24 protein-coding genes are annotated in these 19,846 nt (G+C 62.0%); 1 reads left to right on the top strand and 23 read right to left on the bottom strand.

Annotated elements, in window-relative coordinates; genetic code table 11:
* Nucleotides 1–6 precede the first annotated feature (6 nt).
* From LGM42_RS23770 to flgB, 15 genes are all read right to left on the bottom strand, one after another.
* A complete protein-coding gene (locus LGM42_RS23770) occupies nucleotides 7–567 on the bottom strand; it encodes a hypothetical protein (RefSeq protein ID WP_226233328.1) in 561 nt (186 codons plus the stop codon).
* Between the two features lie 177 nt (nucleotides 568–744).
* Entirely contained in the window at nucleotides 745–1,320 is a 576-nt protein-coding gene (locus tag LGM42_RS23765) for a hypothetical protein (RefSeq protein WP_226233327.1), read from the bottom strand.
* Between the two features lie 11 nt (nucleotides 1,321–1,331).
* A complete protein-coding gene (locus tag LGM42_RS23760; RefSeq protein WP_226233326.1) occupies nucleotides 1,332–1,850 on the bottom strand; it encodes a CS1 type fimbrial major subunit in 519 nt (172 codons plus the stop codon).
* 778 nt (nucleotides 1,851–2,628) lie between these two features.
* A complete protein-coding gene (locus tag LGM42_RS23755) occupies nucleotides 2,629–3,708 on the bottom strand; it encodes a hypothetical protein (RefSeq protein ID WP_226233325.1) in 1,080 nt (359 codons plus the stop codon).
* 10 nt (nucleotides 3,709–3,718) lie between these two features.
* Nucleotides 3,719–4,633, bottom strand: a complete 915-nt coding sequence (flgL, locus tag LGM42_RS23750; RefSeq protein WP_060312413.1) for a flagellar hook-associated protein FlgL — start codon at nucleotides 4,631–4,633, stop codon at nucleotides 3,719–3,721.
* A gap of 405 nt (nucleotides 4,634–5,038) precedes the next feature.
* Complete coding sequence (gene flgK / locus LGM42_RS23745) at nucleotides 5,039–6,379, bottom strand: flagellar hook-associated protein FlgK (protein WP_081083235.1); 1,341 nt, start codon at nucleotides 6,377–6,379, stop codon at nucleotides 5,039–5,041.
* 47 nt (nucleotides 6,380–6,426) lie between these two features.
* Nucleotides 6,427–6,774 (bottom strand): hypothetical protein, encoded by a 348-nt coding sequence (locus tag LGM42_RS23740; RefSeq protein ID WP_226233324.1) that lies wholly within the window; start codon nucleotides 6,772–6,774, stop codon nucleotides 6,427–6,429.
* The gene (locus tag LGM42_RS23735; protein ID WP_226233323.1) at nucleotides 6,774–7,898 is read right to left on the bottom strand and encodes a flagellar basal body P-ring protein FlgI; all 1,125 of its coding nucleotides are present in this window, start codon (nucleotides 7,896–7,898) and stop codon (nucleotides 6,774–6,776) included. The genes LGM42_RS23740 and LGM42_RS23735 overlap by 1 nt, the downstream gene beginning before the upstream one ends.
* 59 nt (nucleotides 7,899–7,957) lie before the next feature.
* The gene (gene flgH / locus LGM42_RS23730; RefSeq protein WP_226233322.1) at nucleotides 7,958–8,623 is read right to left on the bottom strand and encodes a flagellar basal body L-ring protein FlgH; all 666 of its coding nucleotides are present in this window, start codon (nucleotides 8,621–8,623) and stop codon (nucleotides 7,958–7,960) included.
* Nucleotides 8,623–9,408, bottom strand: coding sequence for a flagellar basal-body rod protein FlgG (gene flgG, locus LGM42_RS23725; protein WP_226233321.1), 786 nt, complete (start codon nucleotides 9,406–9,408; stop codon nucleotides 8,623–8,625). The genes flgH and flgG overlap by 1 nt, the downstream gene beginning before the upstream one ends.
* Before the next feature lie 51 nt (nucleotides 9,409–9,459).
* Nucleotides 9,460–10,185: a flagellar basal body rod protein FlgF gene (locus LGM42_RS23720; protein ID WP_226233320.1), complete on the bottom strand. Its 726-nt coding sequence runs from the start codon at nucleotides 10,183–10,185 to the stop codon at nucleotides 9,460–9,462.
* Between the two features lie 4 nt (nucleotides 10,186–10,189).
* Nucleotides 10,190–11,359: a flagellar hook-basal body complex protein gene (locus tag LGM42_RS23715; protein WP_050017742.1), complete on the bottom strand. Its 1,170-nt coding sequence runs from the start codon at nucleotides 11,357–11,359 to the stop codon at nucleotides 10,190–10,192.
* Nucleotides 11,356–12,081: a flagellar hook assembly protein FlgD gene (locus tag LGM42_RS23710; RefSeq protein WP_060312394.1), complete on the bottom strand. Its 726-nt coding sequence runs from the start codon at nucleotides 12,079–12,081 to the stop codon at nucleotides 11,356–11,358. The genes LGM42_RS23715 and LGM42_RS23710 overlap by 4 nt, the downstream gene beginning before the upstream one ends.
* A 5-nt stretch (nucleotides 12,082–12,086) precedes the next feature.
* Complete coding sequence (flgC, locus tag LGM42_RS23705; RefSeq protein ID WP_027782020.1) at nucleotides 12,087–12,485, bottom strand: flagellar basal body rod protein FlgC; 399 nt, start codon at nucleotides 12,483–12,485, stop codon at nucleotides 12,087–12,089.
* Nucleotides 12,485–12,853, bottom strand: coding sequence for a flagellar basal body rod protein FlgB (gene flgB / locus LGM42_RS23700; RefSeq protein WP_050017745.1), 369 nt, complete (start codon nucleotides 12,851–12,853; stop codon nucleotides 12,485–12,487). Before flgB ends, flgC begins: the two co-directional genes overlap by 1 nt.
* Nucleotides 12,854–13,091: 238 nt before the next feature.
* Here flgB and flgA point away from each other — a divergent pair, with 238 nt between their 5' ends.
* Complete coding sequence (flgA, locus tag LGM42_RS23695) at nucleotides 13,092–13,808, top strand: flagellar basal body P-ring formation chaperone FlgA (RefSeq protein WP_196493581.1); 717 nt, start codon at nucleotides 13,092–13,094, stop codon at nucleotides 13,806–13,808.
* Between the two features lie 37 nt (nucleotides 13,809–13,845).
* Here the strand turns inward: flgA and LGM42_RS23690 are convergent, their stop codons facing one another.
* The 8 genes from LGM42_RS23690 to LGM42_RS23655 form a co-directional block, all read right to left on the bottom strand.
* Nucleotides 13,846–14,517, bottom strand: a complete 672-nt coding sequence (locus tag LGM42_RS23690) for a glucosaminidase domain-containing protein (protein ID WP_060312388.1) — start codon at nucleotides 14,515–14,517, stop codon at nucleotides 13,846–13,848.
* Between the two features lie 76 nt (nucleotides 14,518–14,593).
* Nucleotides 14,594–15,019, bottom strand: a complete 426-nt coding sequence (locus LGM42_RS23685) for a hypothetical protein (protein ID WP_226233319.1) — start codon at nucleotides 15,017–15,019, stop codon at nucleotides 14,594–14,596.
* Nucleotides 15,016–15,303 carry a flagellar biosynthesis anti-sigma factor FlgM gene (locus LGM42_RS23680; protein ID WP_226233318.1) on the bottom strand — a complete coding sequence of 96 codons (288 nt, stop codon included), beginning with the start codon at nucleotides 15,301–15,303 and terminating at the stop codon, nucleotides 15,016–15,018. The genes LGM42_RS23685 and LGM42_RS23680 overlap by 4 nt, the downstream gene beginning before the upstream one ends.
* Nucleotides 15,304–15,382: 79 nt before the next feature.
* Nucleotides 15,383–16,408 carry a flagellar motor protein MotB gene (locus LGM42_RS23675; RefSeq protein WP_226233317.1) on the bottom strand — a complete coding sequence of 342 codons (1,026 nt, stop codon included), beginning with the start codon at nucleotides 16,406–16,408 and terminating at the stop codon, nucleotides 15,383–15,385.
* Nucleotides 16,405–17,277 carry a flagellar motor stator protein MotA gene (gene motA / locus LGM42_RS23670; protein WP_226233316.1) on the bottom strand — a complete coding sequence of 291 codons (873 nt, stop codon included), beginning with the start codon at nucleotides 17,275–17,277 and terminating at the stop codon, nucleotides 16,405–16,407. The genes LGM42_RS23675 and motA overlap by 4 nt, the downstream gene beginning before the upstream one ends.
* 55 nt (nucleotides 17,278–17,332) lie before the next feature.
* On the bottom strand, nucleotides 17,333–18,061 hold the full coding sequence (locus LGM42_RS23665) for a FliA/WhiG family RNA polymerase sigma factor (RefSeq protein WP_060312381.1): 729 nt from the start codon (nucleotides 18,059–18,061) through the stop codon (nucleotides 17,333–17,335).
* Between the two features lie 274 nt (nucleotides 18,062–18,335).
* Nucleotides 18,336–19,547: a flagellar hook-length control protein FliK gene (locus LGM42_RS23660; protein ID WP_226233315.1), complete on the bottom strand. Its 1,212-nt coding sequence runs from the start codon at nucleotides 19,545–19,547 to the stop codon at nucleotides 18,336–18,338.
* Entirely contained in the window at nucleotides 19,544–19,843 is a 300-nt protein-coding gene (locus LGM42_RS23655; protein ID WP_060312377.1) for a hypothetical protein, read from the bottom strand. Before LGM42_RS23655 ends, LGM42_RS23660 begins: the two co-directional genes overlap by 4 nt.
* Nucleotides 19,844–19,846 lie beyond the last annotated feature (3 nt).

Here is a 19,846-nt window from a genome sequence, read left to right as displayed (position 1 = left end):
ATCACCTTAACCCTCGATGCCGGTCTCGAAGATCGCAGTCATCGCATTAGTGTAGGTACCACTACCCGGCACGCCGTTCGGAGCCTTCAGGCGCAATCGGACACCGACCCACCCACTGCCTTTGGCGGCATCCTCGGCCGTCAAGACATCTCGTCCGCGGTCGTCATTTAGCACATAGATATCTCCCCAGCCGCCTGTCGGCTTTGTCACGGCCGCCCGAAACTCGATGAATTCACCGCTATCGTTCAAAAGGATCCCGAAGTCGGGCGCCGCCGGTTTTTTGCCGTGTAGCGGAGACTTGAGTTTGATACGGACAGGCCCATAGGTGCTCTTGACCGTCCACTGGAATTCCGCAACCTTCTCCGTCTCCCAGCCATCCCAGTCGACTGGCGCGGTCATCGCTATGTTCGACCCATCCCAGTCGCCCTTGGGCTTTACGTCAAAGACATTCGGCGCCGGGACTTTACCGGCGAGTTGGACGTTGAAATCGATCGGGTTCGGTGCGGCCGCATACGCCGACATGGCACATGCACTGGCCGCAATTACCACAACGAGCCTTTTCATCATGCTGAATAATTAACACTTGTAGTAAGTTATTTGGACCATTCAAGTTAATGCGACAGCAGCACGCAAGGCCACTTAACCGGCGCCCGCGGAAAGACGGATGCGCCCCTACTTAGAGGGACGAATCCGTCGTCGTGCACTGGCGGAAAGCACCGCACATGCACGATCGAAAGCACCACCTTAACCCTCGATGCCGGTCTCGAAGGTCGCAGTCATCGTGCCCTTGTAGGTACCGCTAAGCGGAGTACGGCCAGGAGCCAGCACGCGCAAGCGGACACCGACCCAGTCGTCGCCTGTGGCGGCCGCCTCGGCCGTCAAGACCTCGACTCCGTCTTGGTTGTTCATCCACCCCCAAGCTCGCCACCCAGACCCTCGCGAAAGGGTTACATTCCCGTCAAGCTCGACAAAATCATCACCGCTTTGGTGCACGAGCACCCCACGGTTTTCTGAGACTTCTTTCCCCTGCAGCGAAGACTCGAGCCTAATATGGACGGGCCCATAGGTGCTCTTTACATTCCATTGAATTTCCGCGTTCTTCGCCTTAGTCGCGCCATCAGACTTGCCATTCCAGTCCCAGTCGTGTGGCACGTCGAGCGCTACGTTTGAACCATCCCAGCCATTGGGCTTTACGTCAAAGACGTTCGGCACCGGGACTTTACCGGCGAGTTGGACCGTTAAATCGATCGGCTTCGGATCTGCCGCATACGCCGACATGGCACATGCACTGGCCGCAATTGCCAATACCAGCTTTTTCACCGCATCCCCCCTTACCCGTCGACCTTAGTCTCAAACATCAGCGACACCGTGCCCGTATAGTCACCCGTCACCAGCTTATCCTTCATCGCTTCGCTCGCCTCTCCCGGCGTGATTTCCACTTCGATCGACTTGCCGTTCTTCGCTTCGTCCTTCGTCACAACCTCGACGGGATCAGTGCCAACGTCCTTGCCGCCGACCTTGACACCCAACTTGAAGAACGCATCCTCTTTCGATTCGTGGCTGAGCTTGGGCTCATCGGAGGTCGAGAACTTGACCTGCACGTTGCCTACCCCGCTTTTCGCAAGCACGCTCTTCTTCTGCGAATCGAACTTCTTTTCGGCCTCGTTCCAATCGAGCTTCAACGGCTCGGCATTGTCCCAACCCTGCGCCGTGACCTCGAAGCCGCCCACTGGCGGCACCACGGCGGTCAGGTTGATGTCAAATTTCACCGGATCCGGATTCCCTGCGTGCGCGGTACCGGCGATTGCCATCGCGCCCAGCAGACACGTACGAATGATAGTTTGATGCATACATACTCCAAGAATGATTAATCGAGGCAGCACAATAGAAGGTGCGGGGCCAACCACATTTTCTGCCCCTAGTCAGCCCGACCCAATCAGACAACTCTTATTTTTGTGTATCACTGTCATTATAGGATTACTAATCGATATCAGTGAAGCCGCCCCGACGAGCCCCGTGATCGCCGACTAACGGCTACGCATTGCACTTGATGACAGGATGTCGAGCGCGGGTTACCGCCTGGAGTACGGCCCGACGCCTTGTGTCATCGAGACAAAAGATCAGTGCTCTCGCGCAATGCGGCCGGCGTCTTTAGTGCATCGTCGCCGTTCGCGATGGCGGACGCCACGAGAGAGGCACTCAACATCACAAACTCCGAGGTTCCGTACCCCAACCTCTCCGCGGCCCGCTCTACATGATGATAGTCACCGGGATGGACCTCCAAAACGACTACCTTGTTTTCGCATCGATTGTTATTCACCGAAGCTCTCTCCTTTCGTTTCCCGTGGCCAAGATTTTGAACCCTGTCGGCGGAGTCCAATTGAAGCTGATGGTACCGACAGTGGCAAGCCACATCGATCAGAAATGTCTCAAAAGAGTCTCGGGTTCGCCTCGGCGCAGGCTTCGAGTCAGCGGCGTTACAGAATTCCGACCTTGCGTCGAACGGGGCATCGATAGATAGTCTGATCGGCACGGCGCCATTGAGCGGCCTCGGTTCCGGGGCGTACTTCGCGTACGTACGTGCCGGCCCGCATTGGACCCATCCGGCTTTTCCTCGCCCCCACACCGTCAATGCTTAAGTAGTGCTTCGACTCTCCCGCGGCTCAGACCAAACAACGTCGACGTGACGACGGACAGCACTTTGAAGTCTGCCGAATCAGTAAGCGCGTCCGATACCGACTGGATGTCCGTCGTCGCCCGCACGACTGCGGGCCCGTGCTTGTCGCCTTGCAGGGCGTGTCCCGCGGTATCGAGGTGGGCGCGCAGCGTGCGGTCCGCTTGCGTCAACCCGTCGAGCGCGTGCACCACCTCGCGCAATGCCGCGCGCCGCGACACGCGGTCGGTAACTTGCCAGCGCGATGGATCGATGGCTTCCGGCACCGCGTCGACTTGCGCGCGGCTGGGACGGCCTCCAGGGAACCGCCTGCCCCCGCCCTGCACCATCAGATGATCGCGCACGATGGGCCAGCGCGACTCCGCCACCGTGAAATCAATCTGGCCGTCCGCGGCCAGCGCCGCGCGAACGCCCGTGCAGGCCAGCGCACGGTCCAGCTCGCGCGTAAAGGCGGCTGCGTCGAGCGGCGCATCTCCAAAGCTGACCGATACCGGCTGCTTGCCCAAGCCGGCCGGGTGGAAAACGAGCGTTTCCGCACCGCCGCTTCGCCATTGCTCGACATCGAGCGCGCGCATGCGGAACGTGCATACTGCATCGGCAGCCGGATGCACCACCAACTGCGCATCCAGCACACCGCCCGCCAGCGCCGCGCGGTCGCGCCAGAGCGCGCCGAATTTCGCAATAAGCGCGGCAGCACCGTCGCCGCTGCGTTCCGCGCCGCTCAAGACCATGCCGATCGTCCTCTTCAACCCGCGCAACTGCCCGGCGGCCGTCTCGACAAACACCAGCGCGCGCTGCGCGACAGTCACGTCGGCATTCAGTTGTGCGTGGCGTGCGGTGAAGGCGACCGACACGTCCGGGAAGCGCGGCGCCACGGCGGTAATTCCCGATTCCGGTAGGTGGGCAATCGACGCCGAGGTAAGTGCGGCGGCCTGCTTCGTACGAGCACCACGCTGCGTGCGGCTGGCCACGTGCGCATCATCACGCCGGGAAACCAGCCGACCGCGAACGGGTGGGGTAGATCCCATCTTCATCAGCGGGGCCTCAGATTGCGTCGAACAGCGACAACTGCGTCATGCGCGTATAGATCGCGTACGAACCTTTCACGGCTGCGATGTAGTTGTTCAACTGGTCGATCGCCTCGGCAAAGTCCAGTTCCCCCACCAGACTAACGGCTTGCCCGTTGGCGACGAGCTGCGCCGAATGATTCTCGCTCATCAGATCCAGCGTGTTCTGGGCACCGCCCAGATCGGTAATCTTCACGCTCAGGGCATCGATACCGTTGCGCTTGACCGAATCCAATGCCGCACTCAAGACGCCTCGCACCGCCGGTGCGCTCGGATCGACTTCAGGATTCTCCATGGCCGCAATCGCCGCCTCCAGCTTGTTCATCACATCGGCCAGAGGCTCGACCGTGACGTTGGCATTCTGCGTGACGCCGTGGCCGATCACCACTTGCTGCAGTTCACCATTGCCGGCGTACGAGTAGCGACTGCCGACAGGCGCGGTCGCGTCATATGCAATCGGCGCCGTATTCGTTTGCGAGCCGGAGAAAAGAAAATTGCCATCGCCATCCTTGGCGTCGGCGGCCTGCTTCAGATTGTCGAGCCGCATACGCAGCGGCGCGGCGAGCGCATTCAGATCGGCCGCGCTACGACTACCGTCGGCGGCAGACAGCAACGAATCGTGCACGGACATCACCGTGTCGAGCATGCCGTCGAGATGCACTTCATTCTTTTGCAAGCGCACCGAGAGGGTATCGATGTTGTTCTGATAACGCTGAAGCACCGAGGTGTCGCGGTCAATCAGCAGCAACCGCGCGGCCGCAATCGGATCGTCCGATGCGCGCTGCACTCGCTGGCCCGTGGATATCTTGGACGTGAGATCGGCGGCCTTGCTGTTCGACGCGCGTAGCGTCGCGAGCATGGTGTTGCCGAAGTGTTGACTGGCGATACGCATGTGCTCTTTACTGAACGCATCCCGACTGCAATAGCTTTCCTGTGGTCGTACCGAGGCTCATCTGCCCTTCGAAACCCGTAGCGCCATTCAGATTGAGTGAATCCCGGTGCCACCTGGCCTTCAACCACATGCGAATACCTTGCAATCTTTCGACGTTCTCCCTGTGTTAAACGTTAGTCTTCGACACGCCGTGCCGCCGCTTACGCCGGCGTCACGGTCACGCGGCCTTTCCGGTATGGGCGACCATACGCCGTCATACCGATCGCACCGGATTTCGCCGCTGCATCGACAATTGCGATTGCCAAACTGGGCCCTTTGATGCAGCTCGCCCTTGAGAGAACGGCTTCCCGGCGTCCCGTCATGGCTCACACCGCTAGCAGGTGCGAGCCATCCATACCATCCCGCTTAGAAAGCGCGCATCGTCGCGTCGAACAATTCCTTTGCGACGGAAATCACTTTCATGTTGGCCGAGTAAATCTGAAGGGCCTCGGAAAGATTGACGGCTTCCTCGTCCATGCTGACCCCGGACAGCGACTGCCACGCTTCTTCCGCTCGCTGGCGAACATTAACGGCAATTGCCAAGCTCGACTGGTTCTGCTCACTCTGTGCGCCGAGCTTCCCGACGAGCTGCACGTACGCGTCGCCCAACGACGCCTCGCCGAAACCCGGCAGATCGATACGTCGGGAGCGCAGGTCAATCAGCTTGAGAAGATTGTCGCTGTTGCCAGGGGTCTTGGGATCGCCCGAAAAGCCGAGTTCCTCGGGCTTCATCTCGTTAGCCGTCAGGTGACCCGTTACCGGATTGAACGTGAACAGCGCCTTGCCCGGCGAACCTCCCATGCCGAAGCCTGCGGTGAGCTGGTCGTTGAAGCTGCCCGCGAGTTCGGCCGCCAGCGAGCGGAGCGCCTCCATCTGCGGCAGCAGCGTGTCCTTCGCAAAAGACGACAAGCCGCCCAGCTCACCGCCGACCTTGGCGCCGTCCACCGAATACTGCGTGCCGGCCAGTTCCAGCTTAAGTTCGAACGTGCCGCCGGACAGTGTTTCCACCTTCATCTTTGCGACCTGACGGCCCGCAATGAGCGGTGCACCGCCCGCAAGACTCACGTCGACGGTGCCGTCGGGCTGACGAACGGTGCGGATATCGACCAGCGCCGACAACTGGTCGATGGCCTGGTCGCGCCGATCGATGAGCTCGGATGGCGCACCGCCGTTGGCTTCCGCATCGGCGACGAGACGGTTCAACTCGGCGGCAGTTCGGGACAGACCGTTGATCTGCTCCACGGTGGCCGCGCTCTGTTGGCGCAGCGTATCGAGCTGGCCACGCATCATCTGCTGCACACTGTTGAAACTCTTCGCCATGCCACCGGCAGCCAGCAGCACCTGCTGCCGCAGCGCAGCGTTAGCCACGTCGGCACTGGCCGCATCCAGCGCGCCAAAAAACTTGCCCATCGAGATTTTGATGCTGCCGTCCTTGAGCCCCATCACTTCCTCGAGCTGACGAAAGTACGATTCCGCCGCCCGATGCTCGCCGACCGATCCGTGCGACGCCCACTTCTGCTGCGTGTTGGTGTGATCGCCGAACCGGATCACCGAACTCGCATCGACACCGCCACCCACGCGCGAGGTTCGCAGCACACCCTGGCGCGTGTAACCCGCGGTCTGCTGGTTTGCCGTGTTGCGTGCCGATCTATCCATTGCTGCTCGCGCCCCGAGCGCGCCTGACAAACCAATTTGGGTAATGTTCATAGTGAGGTTCAAGTGCAAAAAAGTGTGGCGGTGAACGTGTTGATGCGTCAGTCTTTCGACGGCGTCGCGTCAGGTGGCAGCATCTGCGCGACCAGCGTGTCCGCGATGCCGAAGCCGCGTTGCTTCGCGATAGCATCGGCCACCGCACGGTTCGCGTAGTCAAGCATTGCTTCGCTGGAACGGTCGGCAAAGCCATCGTCTCCCTTGAGCTGGTCGGTCGCCTTCTTCATTTCGCTCAACATCTGTGCGATGAAAAGACCTTCGAATTTCACAGCTGCCTCTTCCACGCGCGCGCGGCAAGCAGGATCCGACGCCTTGACGGCCGTGGTCTCGATCGCAGCGTACCGTGCGTGTGGCAGGTATCCGGGTTCCAGCGTCATAATCGAATCCTTCATCAAATCACCACCAGGTCCCCTGTCAGCGCGCCAGCTTCGGAAAGGGCTTGCAGAATCGCCATCAGGTCATCCGGCGTGGCACCGGTGCGGGTGATCGTGTCGACGATCGCTTGCAGGCTTGCACCCGACGTCCACTGAAACGCATTGCCGCCCGCCTGCGTCACTCCGATCTCACTCACGGGCGCTGCCACGGTGTTGCCGTTGGCGAATGCGTTCGGCTGGCTGACCATCGTGCCTTCGGCGATCGTCACCTTCAGCGAGCCGTGCGAGACGACCGCCGGTTTGACCGTCACTCCCTGACTGATAACGACCGTACCGGTGCGCGAGTTAAAGACAACGCGCGGCACCTCTGCGCCTTTACTCACCTTCAACGCGTTCAGGCGCGCAACGAACGCCACGCGCTGGCTCGCCACCGGGGGGGCGACCACATCCACCGAGGTGGCGTCCACCGTGCTGGCGACTTCGCTGCCGAGTGCGTTGTTGATCACGTCGGCGATACTGGACGCGGTCTGGAAATCCGGACGTTTCAGGTTCAAGCGTACGGTAGGCGTATCGGCGAAATCGGTGGCAATCTCCCGCTCGATCGTCGCACCCTTGGGAATCCGGCCCGTGGTGGGCGTATTGATGGTGACGCTGGTGCCGCTGCGTCCTTGCACATTCAGACCTGGAATCACCAGGTTGCCCTGCGCCAGCGCATAGACGTCGCCGTCCGCCGCGCGCAACGGGGTCATCAGCAGCGTTCCGCCGCGCAGGCTCTTCGCATCACCGAGCGATGAAACAGTCACGTCCACTTTCTGGCCGCGGCGATAGCCCGGCGGGAACGTCGCGCTCACTATCACCGCGGCTGCGTTGCGCGAACGCAGGTTGATATTTTCCGGCAGTCGCGTGCCGAATTGCTTGAGCATATTCGTCAGCGACTGGGTGGTGTATTTGGCTTGCGTGCCGTCACCCGATCCGGCCAAGCCAACCACGATACCGTAGCCGACGAGCGCATTCTCGCGCACGCCCTCCACGTCGACCAGGCTACCGACGGTCTGCGCGCGCGCTTCGATCGTGCTGCTTAGCGCGATGCCGATTACGATAGCCAGGGCGGCGGCACGGGTGGTGAGTCGGGTTGGTTTCATCGTTTCATCCTGTGGTCGGCTGGGCGTCGACTTGGTTCGGTCCGTTCGTCGTCGTCAACTCAGAACGGCATCCAGGGGCTGTTGAAGAATCGGGTCAACAAGCCGGGCTGGTTTGCGTCCGCCAGCGACCCGCGGCCCGCGTAGGTAATGCGCGCATTCGCCACGCGTCGAGACGACACACGATTGTTCGAATCGATGTCGGCGGCACGCACGTAACCCGCCAAACGCACGTTCTCTTCACCCTGGTTGAGCACCAGGCGCTTCTCGCCCCGCACTTGCAGCAGGCCGTTGGGCATCACGCGCAGCACCACGACCGTCACCGAGCCGCGCAGTGTGTTTTGCTGCGAGCTGGAACCCGCGCCGTTGAACCCGCTCTTCGTGCCGAGTTCTGCCTCGACCGGCAGCGTCTTGCCGAACAGTGACGGCTTCTTGGCGCTGAGACTGCTGTCCTTGCCGACCTGCGTGCCGCTCTTCTTGCTTGCCTGGGTCGACTCTTCGAGATCCACCGTCAACACGTCGCCGGCGCGGAAAGCACGCACGTCCGACGTGAGCGACCACGCCTGATCGGGAACCAGCACGCCGCCCGCCGTGCCTCGACGGACATCGAAAACGGTATCGGGCATGCTGTCGTCGAAGTCCGGCAGCGAACGATCGAACGGCCCGGTCGCACAACCGCCCAGCAAGGCCAGCACACCCCCCATGGCAACGAAGCGGGCGACCATCATCAGCGCGCAGCCTGCGACAGGTACTGCATCATGTTGTCGGCAGCCGACAACACCTTGGTGTTCATCTCGTAGGTGCGTTGGGCAGCAATCATCTCGACCATTTCTTCCACGGCCAATACGTTGGAGCCCTCGAGCGCACCTTGCTTGATCGTTCCGATGCCGTTCTGACCGGGCTCACTTTCGGTGGGCGCGCCGCTGGCAACGGTTTCCGCATACAGGTTGCCGCCCAATGCGAGCAGGCCAGCCGGATTCACGAATTGGGCAAGCTGAAGTTGGCCAACTTCGGCCAGCGCCTTGCCTGCGCCCGTCGAAACCGACACCGCCCCGTTCTCGCTGATGGTGATACCCACCGCCTCAGGTGGAATGTCGATACCCGGCACGAGCGGCAGGCCCTGTGCATTGGTCAGACGGCCCTGGTCGTTCAGGCGTAACTGGCCGGCGCGTGTGTAGCCCACTTCGCCGTTCGGCATTTCCACCTGCAAAAAGCCATTGCCGACAATGGCCACGTCCAGCGGCTGGCCGGTCTCCTGGAGCGCGCCAGTGGTGAACACCTTTTGCGTGCCGGCAATCCGCGTGCCGTTGCCGAGTTGCACGCCCGGCCCCGTTGCGTTGTCCGATACCTGAGCGCCGGGCTGGCGCTCGGCACGGTAGAACATGTCTTCGAAAACGGCACGATCGCGTTTGAAGCCGACGGTGTTGACGTTCGCAAGGTTGTTGGCAATCGCCTGCAGCTTCGCGTCCTGGGCCTGGATGCCCGTCTTGCTGATCCACATTGCGTGATTCATCGTCGCTCTTTAGTGTTGGTTGATTCGTTTGACGTCGGTCCATCCGACCGCTTACCCACGGATGAGCCGGTTGCCGGCATCGGCCATTTCATCGGCCACCTTGTATAGCTTCATCTGCATCTCGAAAGAGCGCGTGAGCGACATCGTCTGCATCATTTCCTCGACGGCCGACACGTTGCTGGCTTCCAGATGGCCGCCCTTGACAGTCACGCCGTCGTCGGCCGGATAGTCGGTACCGGTGCGCGAAACGATGAGGCCCTGCGCGTTCTTCACCAGGTCGGTCGGCTCCGGGTTCACCAGCAGCAGGCGACCCGCGTCCTGCACATCCTTCTCGCCCGCCGTCACGACGGAAATCGTGCCGTCCGCGCCGATCGTCAACGCGTCGTGCTCGGGCAGCACGATCGGACCGCCTTCCCCCAATACGGCATTACCGTTCAGGGTAAGTGCGCCGTCGCCGTCGAGCGTGAGCGCGCCAGCTCGCGTGTACGCCACGCCCTGAGCGGTTTCGACCGCCAGATAGCCGGCTCCGTCGATGGCCACGTCGAGCGTGCGACCCGTTTCGCTGATCTTGCCGGGCTCGTGATTCACATGCGTCGACGTGAGCGTTGCGTGGTAACGCGAGTCGTAGCCATAACCCCTGGCTGCCTCGCTTGTCACGCTGGCCAGATCGGCGCGAAAGCCGCTGGTCTGCGCGTTGGCGAGGTTGTTGGCTCGCACGTTGAGCGCACGCAGCGAGTGCTCGGCGCCTGTCATGGCGGTGTAGAGGAAATTGTCCATCGCGTTACAGCGCCTGCATCAACGCGCGCATCATTTCGTTTTCGGTCGACAGCACCTTCGAATTGGCCTGGTAGTTCTGCTGCGCGCCCATCAGGCTCACCAGCTCCGCGGTCATGTCCACGTTCGACTGCTCGACCGCGCGCACGGCGAGCTTGCCGGCCATGCCAGTGCCAGGCTTGCCGACCAGCGGTTCACCGGTAGCGGAACTGGCCTGCCAGCCGGAACCCTCCACCGGCACCAGGCCGTTTTCGTTCTGGAACGTCGCGATGGCCAATTGGCCGGCCGACAGCTTCTTGCCGTTGCTGTACTGCACCTCGATCGAGCCGTCCTCGGCCAGCGACACACCGGTCGCGGTGCCGGCCTTGTAGCCGTCGGCCCGACACCTGTCGGTCGTCTGTTTGCCGCCAAACATCGTCGTGCCGGCGTAGCTGATTGCAATCGACATCGGTGCAGCGTCGGTGGGCGTGCCGAGGTCAAGTTGAACGGTGGAGGCCGGCGTTACCAGCTTGCCGGTGTTGTCGAAGCCCAGCTCCACGGGGTTGCCGACATCCTGACCGTCCATCGCGTAATAGACCTGCATCTTGTTGCCCGCATCCTTCACGAAATACTGGGTGACGGTGTGCTCGCGACCGAGAGAATCCGTCACGGTGGCGGCCGATATGCCGTTGTACGACTTCGGATCGTCCTTGTTGAATGGCGAAACCGTCGGCTTGGTCCAGTCGGCAGACATATTGCCGACGTATTCCAGCGAACTGCTCGCCTGTGCGGGAATCGAGCCCCTGGGAATCGTCAGGCTGCCCAGTGCTCCGTCCGCGCCATACCCCTGCACGACGCGGCTCATGAAATCGGTCACGTTGCCGTTCTTGTCGATGTTGAACACACCGGCGCGCGAATACACCATCGAGCCATCGGTGTCGCGGGAGATGAAGAAGCCCTTGCCTGCGATCGCCGCGTCCATGCTGCGACCCGTCGCGGAAAAATTCCCGGTGACGTCCATCGACTGCGAGGTCGAACCGATCGATACGCCCGACGGCATCGCATTGATGTAACTCGACGCGAAGTTGGCGCGGCCCGATTTAAAGCCCAGCGTGCCACTGTTGGCGATGTTGTTGCTGATCTGGTTGAGCTGCCCGTTGATGGCGTTGATGCCGGCGAGCGCGATGTTGAAACTCATGACTGGAACCTCTTTGAAATGGGGAGACTCTGGGGAGAGGCGGTTTCCGAAGACATACGTTGCTGATTTGAACGACCGAGAAAGCGAGTGATGTCCGTGGCCGCCGCATCACCAATGCCCGCGATCGTCAAGATCACGCGACCGTCCGTTCCGAGACGCACGCTTTGCAGATTGCCATCGAGCTCGACGGGGGGCTTCTCGCCGGAGTCGGCAACCACACGGAGCGTGTAATTGCCCGGCGGCAGACCGTGCTCTGCGGGGTCGATGTTGAAGTCGACGTCGCCCGCCTGTTTTGCGCCGAGCGAGACCTTGTACTCGGTGCCGCCCCCATCGGTCAGGATCACGCCGACCTCCGACGCCGACGATTCGAGCTTGAAGCCCCCTTTGACCCCCGCATCGCCCAACTCGACCTTTTCCGATCGCACGCGCACTTGTGATCCGACTTGCGACCCGAGCGTCACGACGAGCATGCTTTCCTGCGTCCTGGCGTTGGCGGCGCTCAGGTTGGCAAGCGTTTGCATGGCTTCCACCTGGCTCATCTGCGCGAACTGCGTCACGAATTGGTTGGCTTCCATCGGCGCCAGCGGATCCTGATTCTTGACCTGCGCGACCAACAGCCGGGTGAACATGGCAGACACATCGCCTCCGCCATTGCCTGCTGTCGGCGTGGCGACCGAGCCACCTGTGCCAGTGACGTTATTGACATTGTTCTGGATATCCACCGTGTTCAGCCCTCACCCATGCGCAGCAGGTCCTGCTGCATTCCCTTGATGCGCGTGAGCACCTCGACGTTGGTGGAAAAAGCGCGCGAAGCGGCCATCATGTCGGCCATTTCCTCGACGGCGCTGACGTTCGAGTAAAACACCATGCCGTTTTCATCTGCCAGCGGATGGCCCGGCTCATGTCGAGCAGCGAGCGCATCGTCGGTGGCAATCACGTCCAGCACCTGCACGCGCGCACCGCCGTTCTGGAACACCGATGCGAATACCGGTTTGCGCGCGCGGTACGCGGTTTCCTCGGTGCCGGACGTACCTGCATTGGCAAGGTTGCTGGCAATGGTGTTGAGTCGCACGGCTTGTGCGGACAACGCCGAACCCGCGATCTGCGAAATGTCCTTGAAGCTCATCAGATGTTCCCCGTGATGGCGGATTTCAGCCCCTTGATTTTCATGTTGACGAATGTCAGGCTGGCCTGGAAATCCGCCGCGTTTTGCGAAAACGCCGCCTGCTCGACACCGAGTTCGACGGTGTTGCCATCTTGCGAGGGACTGCTGGGCACGCGGTACATCGGTTCATCGCCACCGAATCGCAGCGCGGCATCGAAGGCATCGTTGGCGAGCACATAGCCGAGGCTCGCACGGAAGTCCAGATCGCGCGCCTGGTAGCCCGGCGTCGATTCGTTGGCCAAGTTCGATGCAAGGAGCTTGGTGCGCTCGGCACGCACTTTGAGTGCGGCCGCATGTACGCCAAGTGCTTGTTCGAGATTCAATCCCATAGTGGCGGCTTGCCTCCGGAAAGTGCCGCGCGGTTGTTACCGGGCAGCGGTTGAGTCATAGACCGGGTGGAGGTTACGGGCTGGCGAACGTGGCCGCGAAGAGGTTTTACAGAACTTGAACACGGCGCTCGAGCGTTCGCTACAGCCGCGCGGCGCCCTATAATCGAGCAACATTCAGTTCAAGAAAAAGGATGCGATGGCTCCGACACACTCCCGCAAGCAACCGCACGAGCATGTGGTGCTGGCAGCAGTCATCGCGGCGTTGGCGATGCCGCTTGCAGCCTTTGCGCAGGCACCCGCCCCCGCCGCGGCGCATCCAGGCGATCCGGCCGTTCCGCAGGTCGAGAAGGCGGCTCTGACGTGGCTTGAGCGCTATGTTGCCGATCGCGCGCTAACCAAACCCCATGCTTCAGTCGCGGTGTCGCCCCCGCGTCGGCCCGCCCCGACGTGCAGCGAGCCCTACGAAATCGCCGCGACTGACACCAAGACGCTGGCCCGCATGCGTTTTTCAGTGCGCTGCAAGGGGGACCCGCGCGCCACGACCTATCTGGTGAAGGCTCACATCGACACGCCAGTGCTGGTAGCGGCAACCGCGTTGCCCTCCGGCCACACGCTCAACGAAGCGGATTTCAAGCAGGATGTCCGCGACTTTGCGCTCACCCCCGATGCGCTGACCGATCCCACCCTTGCTGTTGGGCGCATGCTGCGCCGCACGGTAAAAGCCGGCCAGGTGATCCAGGCGCGGCTACTCAACCGCGCGGAAACCATCCGCCGCGGCCAGGCGGTCCAAATCGAGGCTAATTCCGGGCCGATACGCGTATCCGTGCCGGGCACCGCCATGCAGAATGGCGCGGTCGACGAGGTTATCCGCGTGAAAAACGCGAGCACTGGCAAAGTGATCTTCGCGCGGGTGATCAGTGCCGACACCGTCGAGCCGGTCGGCGTGACGAAGTAGAGGTGAAACGGCCGTCGGCACCCGGCCATAACGAACGTCAGCGAACCATCCGCTTGACCAGCCCTACCATTTCCACAAGCTTGGTCGCGTACGCAGGATCGGTCGCGTAACCACCGCGCTTGAGTGCGCCGGCGAATGCGCTAGCGTCGTCGCCTACGTTGCGCACGCCGGCATAGCGGGGCGAATCGAGCAGCAGCTTGGCGTAGTCATGAAAGGCGCCGCCATAGCTGCGGTACGCGCGGAAGTGGGCGACCATCTTCACGGCCGAACCGTTGACATACTCGGTGGTGACGGCAGCAGCCGACTCCCCCGCCCATCCGCCCGTCGATTTGATGCCGAACAGGTTATGCGTGGTCTCGCCGCGTACGTTCTTCAGCGGTTTGCTGCCCCAGCCGGATTCAAGCGCCGCGTGCGCGGCGATCAGTTCCGGGGCTGCGCCAATCATCGCACCCGCACGACGAGCGTGCGGCATGATCTCGGCCAGAAAGGCCTGCTGATCCGAATCGGCGAAGTTCGGCCCCGTCGCAGGCGCGCCGCTTCCCAAGACACCCTGCTGCGGCTTCGCGAGCGCTTCCGCGCGGGCTCGCATCATAGTGGTCCACGCTGCCGCCTGCGACGAAAGCTGCGGCTCGTTCGAGCGGCCGAAACCGTTACGGATCGTGCCACGGATATCGCGATTCAGCGATGCGTACAACGAACCAAAGCCCATCGCCGACTCGCTTGCGGACGCAACGGGAGAGGGAGTGCGGGCAGACGGACCCGGCGCGGCGGGCACGAATGCGACGTCAGGCCGGAACATAGGTGTGGCTTTCTCCATACACCAGGCGCTGCATCACCTCGTACTGCGCGACCAAGAGGCCGCTGTTGCGCCGAGTGAGGGCTTGGCATCGCGCTGCAAGCAGCTTCACTTCCTCACACCGCTCGACGAACGATGCGCGTTGCATTGCGTGCCTGTCGTCGGCCAACAGACGCCGACCAAGTTCCAGCACCGCACCCGGCACCTGACCGAGCCGCTCAATGCGATAGCGGCGCCGCATGTCAATCGCATCGGCCTCAGCCGCGATCACGCCAGCGAGCACGCCAAGCCTCACGGTATCGAGTTGCCGCGCCGCGGCAAACTGATCTTCCAGCAGTTGCACAAGCTTGCGGTAGCCGACGCAGTCGGCGATAACATCCACGAGCAGTTGGTGCGGGGAACCCGTGCCCGTCATTCGCTACCTCCGTGATAACGTTGAATCGTGCCCGCAAGCTTGCAGGCATCGAACCGGATCTTGCCGGCGGCCAGCGCGGCCTGAACGCGAGCCACCCGAACCATGTCGATTTCCGGCGTCTCGTCCAGCACGGCGCGTGCCGCATCCAGCACCAGGCGATCACGGGTCTTTTCGTGCACCACTTCAGTTGACGCCACAGTACGCTTGTGGCGCACGCCCTCGGAACGCTGTACGCCTTCCGCGCCATTGACTGCGGCGTGTGCCGCCAGATTAGTAATTCGCATGATGTCACCCTAAGGCCCCGCGGCCCTCAAAATTGTTACCCGTCCACACTCCTTCAGAACGAGCAAGCGGATCGATCTGTTAAGTCCTTTTTTTGTCGAGCTTGACACCGACCTCCGCACCGACTCGGCCCGCGTCAGGATCGCCGGCCGACGTGGCGTTAATGCCGGGCGTCAGCGGCACGACTTGGTCGACTGGGCCGAACATGGAGCAGATAGCGCGGGCGCGTTCCGGCGTCAGCACCAGAAATTCAATGCGTCGATTGATTGCAGCGCGAGGATTGTTCACCAGCGGTGCCCGGTCGGCCATGCCGATCACTTGCATCACTTGCTCGGCGTTCACGCCGCCTCGCAACAGCCACGACCGGGCGGACATCGCGCGATCCACCGACAGATCCCAGTTCGAACGCGAGCCGGCGTCCGAGTTGCGATACGGCACCGAATCAGTGTGGCCCAGTACGAACAGTGGATTGCCGATCGAGCCCATGAGCGCGCCCAGCTTGATCAGCATCGGTCGAAACGGCTCGGAAGGTACCGCACCACCACTGACGAATACGCCGCGCTCTTCGGTATCGTGCAGCATGACCCGCAGGCCCATTGGCGTGACGATCGCTTGAACGTTGTCGAGCACCCCCGCGTCCTTGCCGAGCTTGCGCACACGTTCGGCAAGCGCGTCCATCGCCTCGCGGCTGTCTGCCATCGGCTGGCTGCGCTTCACGTCGCCAGCCTCCTCGTCCGCCATGTGCGACGCCCACGTGTCCTGCAACGCGTGAGTATTCGGCCCCAACGGCGCACCGGCCGACAAGTCCGAGTCGTCGTCGTACAGTGCACTGTCAACCATTGCGTCCATTTTGCGGCGCGTCTCTTCGTCGCGCGCACTGAGCGCCCACAACAACATGAACACACATAGCAGCGCGAGGCAGAAATCGGCGAACGCGACTTTCCAGCCACCGCCATGATCGTCGTCGTAATCGCGCCGAACCGGGCGTTTGACGATCAAGTCGACGGGGGCCGCCCGGCGTTCACCTCGCTTGGCAGGAGTGGCCGTCGCGCGCGCGACGGGCGCATCTTCGGTTGCGACGCTTTCGTGGGTGCTATCCAAGCTCATTCACGCCCCGCGTCCAATTGGCCGATCCAGCCCTCGAGCTGCGCGAAGCTCGGCTTGCAGGCCGGTTGCATCATGCGACGGCCCGCATCGATCGCCAGCAGCGGTGGCTTGCCGCCAGCAAAGGCCACCAGTATCACTTTCATGCATTCCATTTCCGACATCTCGGCCTTCATCGCCTGCTTAACCAGATTCGACACCGGATCCAAAACGCCATAACAGAAGAAAATGCCGATAAGCGTGCCGATCATGGCGGCCGCGACATTCTCGGCCAGCTCGGCCGCACTGGCGCCGTCTCCAAGTCTGCCCATGGCAATCACCACGCCCAATACCGCAGCCACAATGCCAAAGCCGGGCATGGCTTCCGAAATCTTTTTGAGCGAACGCGATGGCAACTCGATGTTCTCTTGAACAGCGACCAGCTCCTGCTCGAGCACGCTTTCCAGCTCGTGTGAACTGATCTTGCCCATCGCCATCAAGCGAAGGTTGTCGACAATGAAGGTAAGCAGTTCGGGCCCCTGGAGCACCAGCGGGTAGCGCTGGAACAGCCGGCTTTCGTGCGGGTTCTCGACGTGGTTGTCGAGCGCCTTGAGGTCTCTGCCGATGTTCAACAGCTCATACATCAGCAGCAGTTGCTGACGCTGGAATTCCTTGTTGGCCGTGCGCTTGCGCCTGCCCATCACCTTACGCAATTGCTTGCCCATGTCGACGAGCACGTGGCGCGAGTTGCCGAGCACCAGCGCACCAACGGCCGAGCCGACGACGATCAACAATTCGACAGGCTGCCAGAGCTTGCGAAAATCGCCCCCCATGAATACGAAGCCGCCGAAGACGCAGCCAAGCACGATCAAAATTCCAAATATCTGTTGCATGATTCCTTCCCGACCTGGGCGCCGTCCGACCGGAGCGGCGCAATATTCTTCACTGTCAATGCTGAGCGAGGCGCTTGCGCATCTTGACCAGCGCGCTCTTGTTGATCTGACAGACTCGAGCCCGCGTCAGGCCCAGCACCGCCCCGATCTCCGCTTGACTCAGATCGAATTCGTAATAGAGCTGGATGATCTGCTGCTCGCGCGCGTCGAGCACGCCCAGCGCCTGTTCAAGCGAGTGGCGCAGCATGGCGCGGTGTTCGATGCCGTCGCTGCCGCCGCACTCGTACCGTTCCGCGTCCTCTTCCAGCAAGGCGTCAAAACTGACGAACTCTTGTGCGCAGTCGTCCAGTTGCAACTGCTCGTATTCGTCGTCGCCGATTTCCAGCGCGTTGCACACTTCTTCTTTCGTAGGATCGCGGCGCAGTTCCCGGCGCAGTGCTCGCTCAGTGCTGCGCAGACGGTGAGCACCTTGGCGTGCCGAGCGCGGCCGCCAGTCCTGGCGGCGCAGTTCGTCCAGAATCGCGCCCCGCACGCGAAATAGCGCAAAATGCTCGAATTCGTCATCGGGCTCACCGTAGCGACGCAGCGCTTCGAGCAGACCCATCAACCCGAGTTGCTCGAGGTCGCAGGCCTCCATGGCCCCACCCGCCTGCGACGCGAGCTTGCGCACGATGCGCTTCACCAGCGGCGCATACCGCGCCATCCAGCGCGCCTCATCGGCGGGGGACAACGCCTGGTTCTCGCGCTGTACACTTTGGTATTCGGTGTAGATCGTTGCAGTCATCGTATTCGGTCCATCATGGCCTTCGTTACCGTCACGTTACGAGAGCGTGCGATTGGTGCCGCAGCACAATGTTCGTATTCCAAATTGAGCAATGCTGCTGATTCGAGCTATTCCATGCACTGCACACCGACCAGCGTGCGCGTGGCCGGTACGCTTCCGACCCTCTCGCTCAGCGCCGGCAGCCCTTCGCGCAATTCGTTTCGTTAGCCGAAAGCAGCAGATCCGGCATCGGATTGCACGGCCGCGTGTTGCCCTTGTTGCCGTGCATTCCGGATCATGTCGTTGCCCTCTTCACGTACGCGAATTCGCGAGGCGCCAATTCGAATATCGAATCGCCGCCTGCGGAGGCCAAACCGCCACCAGGCCCTCGCGTGGGCGGTTCATCGCGTGGATGGTGCTCGCGGCCGCCCGAGCCGCCCGCCTCGCCATGGCTTTGCCGACCTGCCGAGACCTGCACGGTCACGTCGCCACCATGTCGCGCGCCGAGATCATGGCGCAAGCTTTCTCCGATCGCCTGCAACTGGAGAACGACCTCGGGATGAGTGGCCGACAAATGAACCGCCATGCCGTTGACGTTCTGGCGTAGTTCGATGCGTATCGATCCGTTCGAACCCGGCTCGAGTCGGATCACGGCTTGACGCATGCCCTGAGCCATCTGCACGCTCAGGCGCTCTCCCAACGCGTCGATCAGCTTCTGCTGACGCGCGGTCGGCGCACTCGTAGCCGTTGCCGGCACCATTGCCTCTTCCGGCACCTTTGCCGCTTCCGGTACCCTTGCCGCTTCCGTCAACAGTTCGGCTTGTGTTGCGCGGGTGCCTACCTCGCAGTCGGGTGTGACGGCCGATGGCCCTGTCGGAGCGATTGCGTCACCGAACGCGAGCGGGCCGAAGATCGGCGACACGTGCGTCGTCGCGAAATTCATGCTTTGGTTCAACAGCGCCCCAGGTACCGCACTCGATCGATGGTCGAACAGGCGCGCGGCCAGCATGGGCGCGACCGGTTCCTTCGCACCAACTTGCGGCAAAACCGCTTGCTCGATCGCGCCGCGCCGGTACAAGTCCACTGGTTGCGCTGTCCCATGTGTGTGTGCCGGCAACGAAACGATGGTGGAAAGGCGTTGCATTGCGACGGTATCGACCGGTGCGTCGCTTGTCGTCCGGTCCGGTGCGACAGTGTCGACTGCACGTGCTTCCAGCGCCTGCATAAGGCCCGGTGCGGCCACCGCGCCGTCCCGCAACGATGACATGTCGCCAGCCGGCGGTTCGGTTTCAGGCGCTCGCGCCAGTGCCAACCACGGATCCGGCACCGACACCGGATCCGCCGTGGCGTCCGTGCCGTCGTCCAGTCCGGAGCCTTCCACCAGCAAGGCCGCGAAATCATCGGTTGACACGGATGGCTGCACGCCGAGCACTGCAGCCAGCACGGCGCTACCGTCGGCTGCCGTTGCCGGCGCAAGGTCGGCCGTTGCCGAAAGACCGCTCATCATTGCTGGCTCCCTTGAACTGCATAGACCTGCCAGACTTCGCGGCGATCATTGAGATCGCTCATCGCCTCGATCAGCCGTTCGGATTCAATTTCCAATAACGAAATAGCGACGCGGTGCGCGATCGTCAGAAGTCTCAGTGCTTCCAGCTCGGCAGCGGTCAACGCCGTTCCGGTTGCCATGTTGCTCACGATATCGTGTACTTCGACGCTCAAGCACACCAGCGCGTCGAAATCGCACTTCGCAATCGCTTGTCGTACGCGCATTGCAAGTCGTAGCACATAGTCGCTCTGGTCCATGGT

Origin of the sequence: Burkholderia sp. AU39826 (assembly GCF_020419965.1) — a bacterium.
GTDB classification, from domain to species: Bacteria; Pseudomonadota; Gammaproteobacteria; order Burkholderiales; family Burkholderiaceae; genus Burkholderia; species Burkholderia semiarida.
The sequence above is the reverse complement of the archived record's forward strand: the minus strand, read 5'-3'. Positions and strand labels throughout refer to the sequence as shown.

What these genes read in the sequence shown, in the direction of transcription:
- LGM42_RS23770 (WP_226233328.1), bottom strand. Translation starts at nt 567, where the DNA reads ATGATGAAAAGGCTCGTTGTGGTAATTGCGGCCAGTGCATGTGCCATG.
- LGM42_RS23760 (WP_226233326.1), bottom strand. Translation starts at nt 1,850, where the DNA reads ATGCATCAAACTATCATTCGTACGTGTCTGCTGGGCGCGATGGCAATC.
- LGM42_RS23755 (WP_226233325.1), bottom strand. Translation starts at nt 3,708, where the DNA reads ATGAAGATGGGATCTACCCCACCCGTTCGCGGTCGGCTGGTTTCCCGG.
- flgL (WP_060312413.1), bottom strand. Translation starts at nt 4,633, where the DNA reads ATGCGTATCGCCAGTCAACACTTCGGCAACACCATGCTCGCGACGCTA.
- flgK (WP_081083235.1), bottom strand. Translation starts at nt 6,379, where the DNA reads ATGAACATTACCCAAATTGGTTTGTCAGGCGCGCTCGGGGCGCGAGCA.
- LGM42_RS23740 (WP_226233324.1), bottom strand. Translation starts at nt 6,774, where the DNA reads ATGAAGGATTCGATTATGACGCTGGAACCCGGATACCTGCCACACGCA.
- LGM42_RS23735 (WP_226233323.1), bottom strand. Translation starts at nt 7,898, where the DNA reads ATGAAACCAACCCGACTCACCACCCGTGCCGCCGCCCTGGCTATCGTA.
- flgH (WP_226233322.1), bottom strand. Translation starts at nt 8,623, where the DNA reads ATGATGGTCGCCCGCTTCGTTGCCATGGGGGGTGTGCTGGCCTTGCTG.
- flgG (WP_226233321.1), bottom strand. Translation starts at nt 9,408, where the DNA reads ATGAATCACGCAATGTGGATCAGCAAGACGGGCATCCAGGCCCAGGAC.
- LGM42_RS23720 (WP_226233320.1), bottom strand. Translation starts at nt 10,185, where the DNA reads ATGGACAATTTCCTCTACACCGCCATGACAGGCGCCGAGCACTCGCTG.
- LGM42_RS23715 (WP_050017742.1), bottom strand. Translation starts at nt 11,359, where the DNA reads ATGAGTTTCAACATCGCGCTCGCCGGCATCAACGCCATCAACGGGCAG.
- flgC (WP_027782020.1), bottom strand. Translation starts at nt 12,485, where the DNA reads ATGAGCTTCAAGGACATTTCGCAGATCGCGGGTTCGGCGTTGTCCGCA.
- flgB (WP_050017745.1), bottom strand. Translation starts at nt 12,853, where the DNA reads ATGGGATTGAATCTCGAACAAGCACTTGGCGTACATGCGGCCGCACTC.
- LGM42_RS23690 (WP_060312388.1), bottom strand. Translation starts at nt 14,517, where the DNA reads ATGGGCTTTGGTTCGTTGTACGCATCGCTGAATCGCGATATCCGTGGC.
- LGM42_RS23685 (WP_226233319.1), bottom strand. Translation starts at nt 15,019, where the DNA reads ATGACGGGCACGGGTTCCCCGCACCAACTGCTCGTGGATGTTATCGCC.
- LGM42_RS23680 (WP_226233318.1), bottom strand. Translation starts at nt 15,303, where the DNA reads ATGCGAATTACTAATCTGGCGGCACACGCCGCAGTCAATGGCGCGGAA.
- LGM42_RS23675 (WP_226233317.1), bottom strand. Translation starts at nt 16,408, where the DNA reads ATGAGCTTGGATAGCACCCACGAAAGCGTCGCAACCGAAGATGCGCCC.
- motA (WP_226233316.1), bottom strand. Translation starts at nt 17,277, where the DNA reads ATGCAACAGATATTTGGAATTTTGATCGTGCTTGGCTGCGTCTTCGGC.
- LGM42_RS23665 (WP_060312381.1), bottom strand. Translation starts at nt 18,061, where the DNA reads ATGACTGCAACGATCTACACCGAATACCAAAGTGTACAGCGCGAGAAC.
- LGM42_RS23660 (WP_226233315.1), bottom strand. Translation starts at nt 19,547, where the DNA reads ATGATGAGCGGTCTTTCGGCAACGGCCGACCTTGCGCCGGCAACGGCA.
- LGM42_RS23655 (WP_060312377.1), bottom strand. Translation starts at nt 19,843, where the DNA reads ATGGACCAGAGCGACTATGTGCTACGACTTGCAATGCGCGTACGACAA.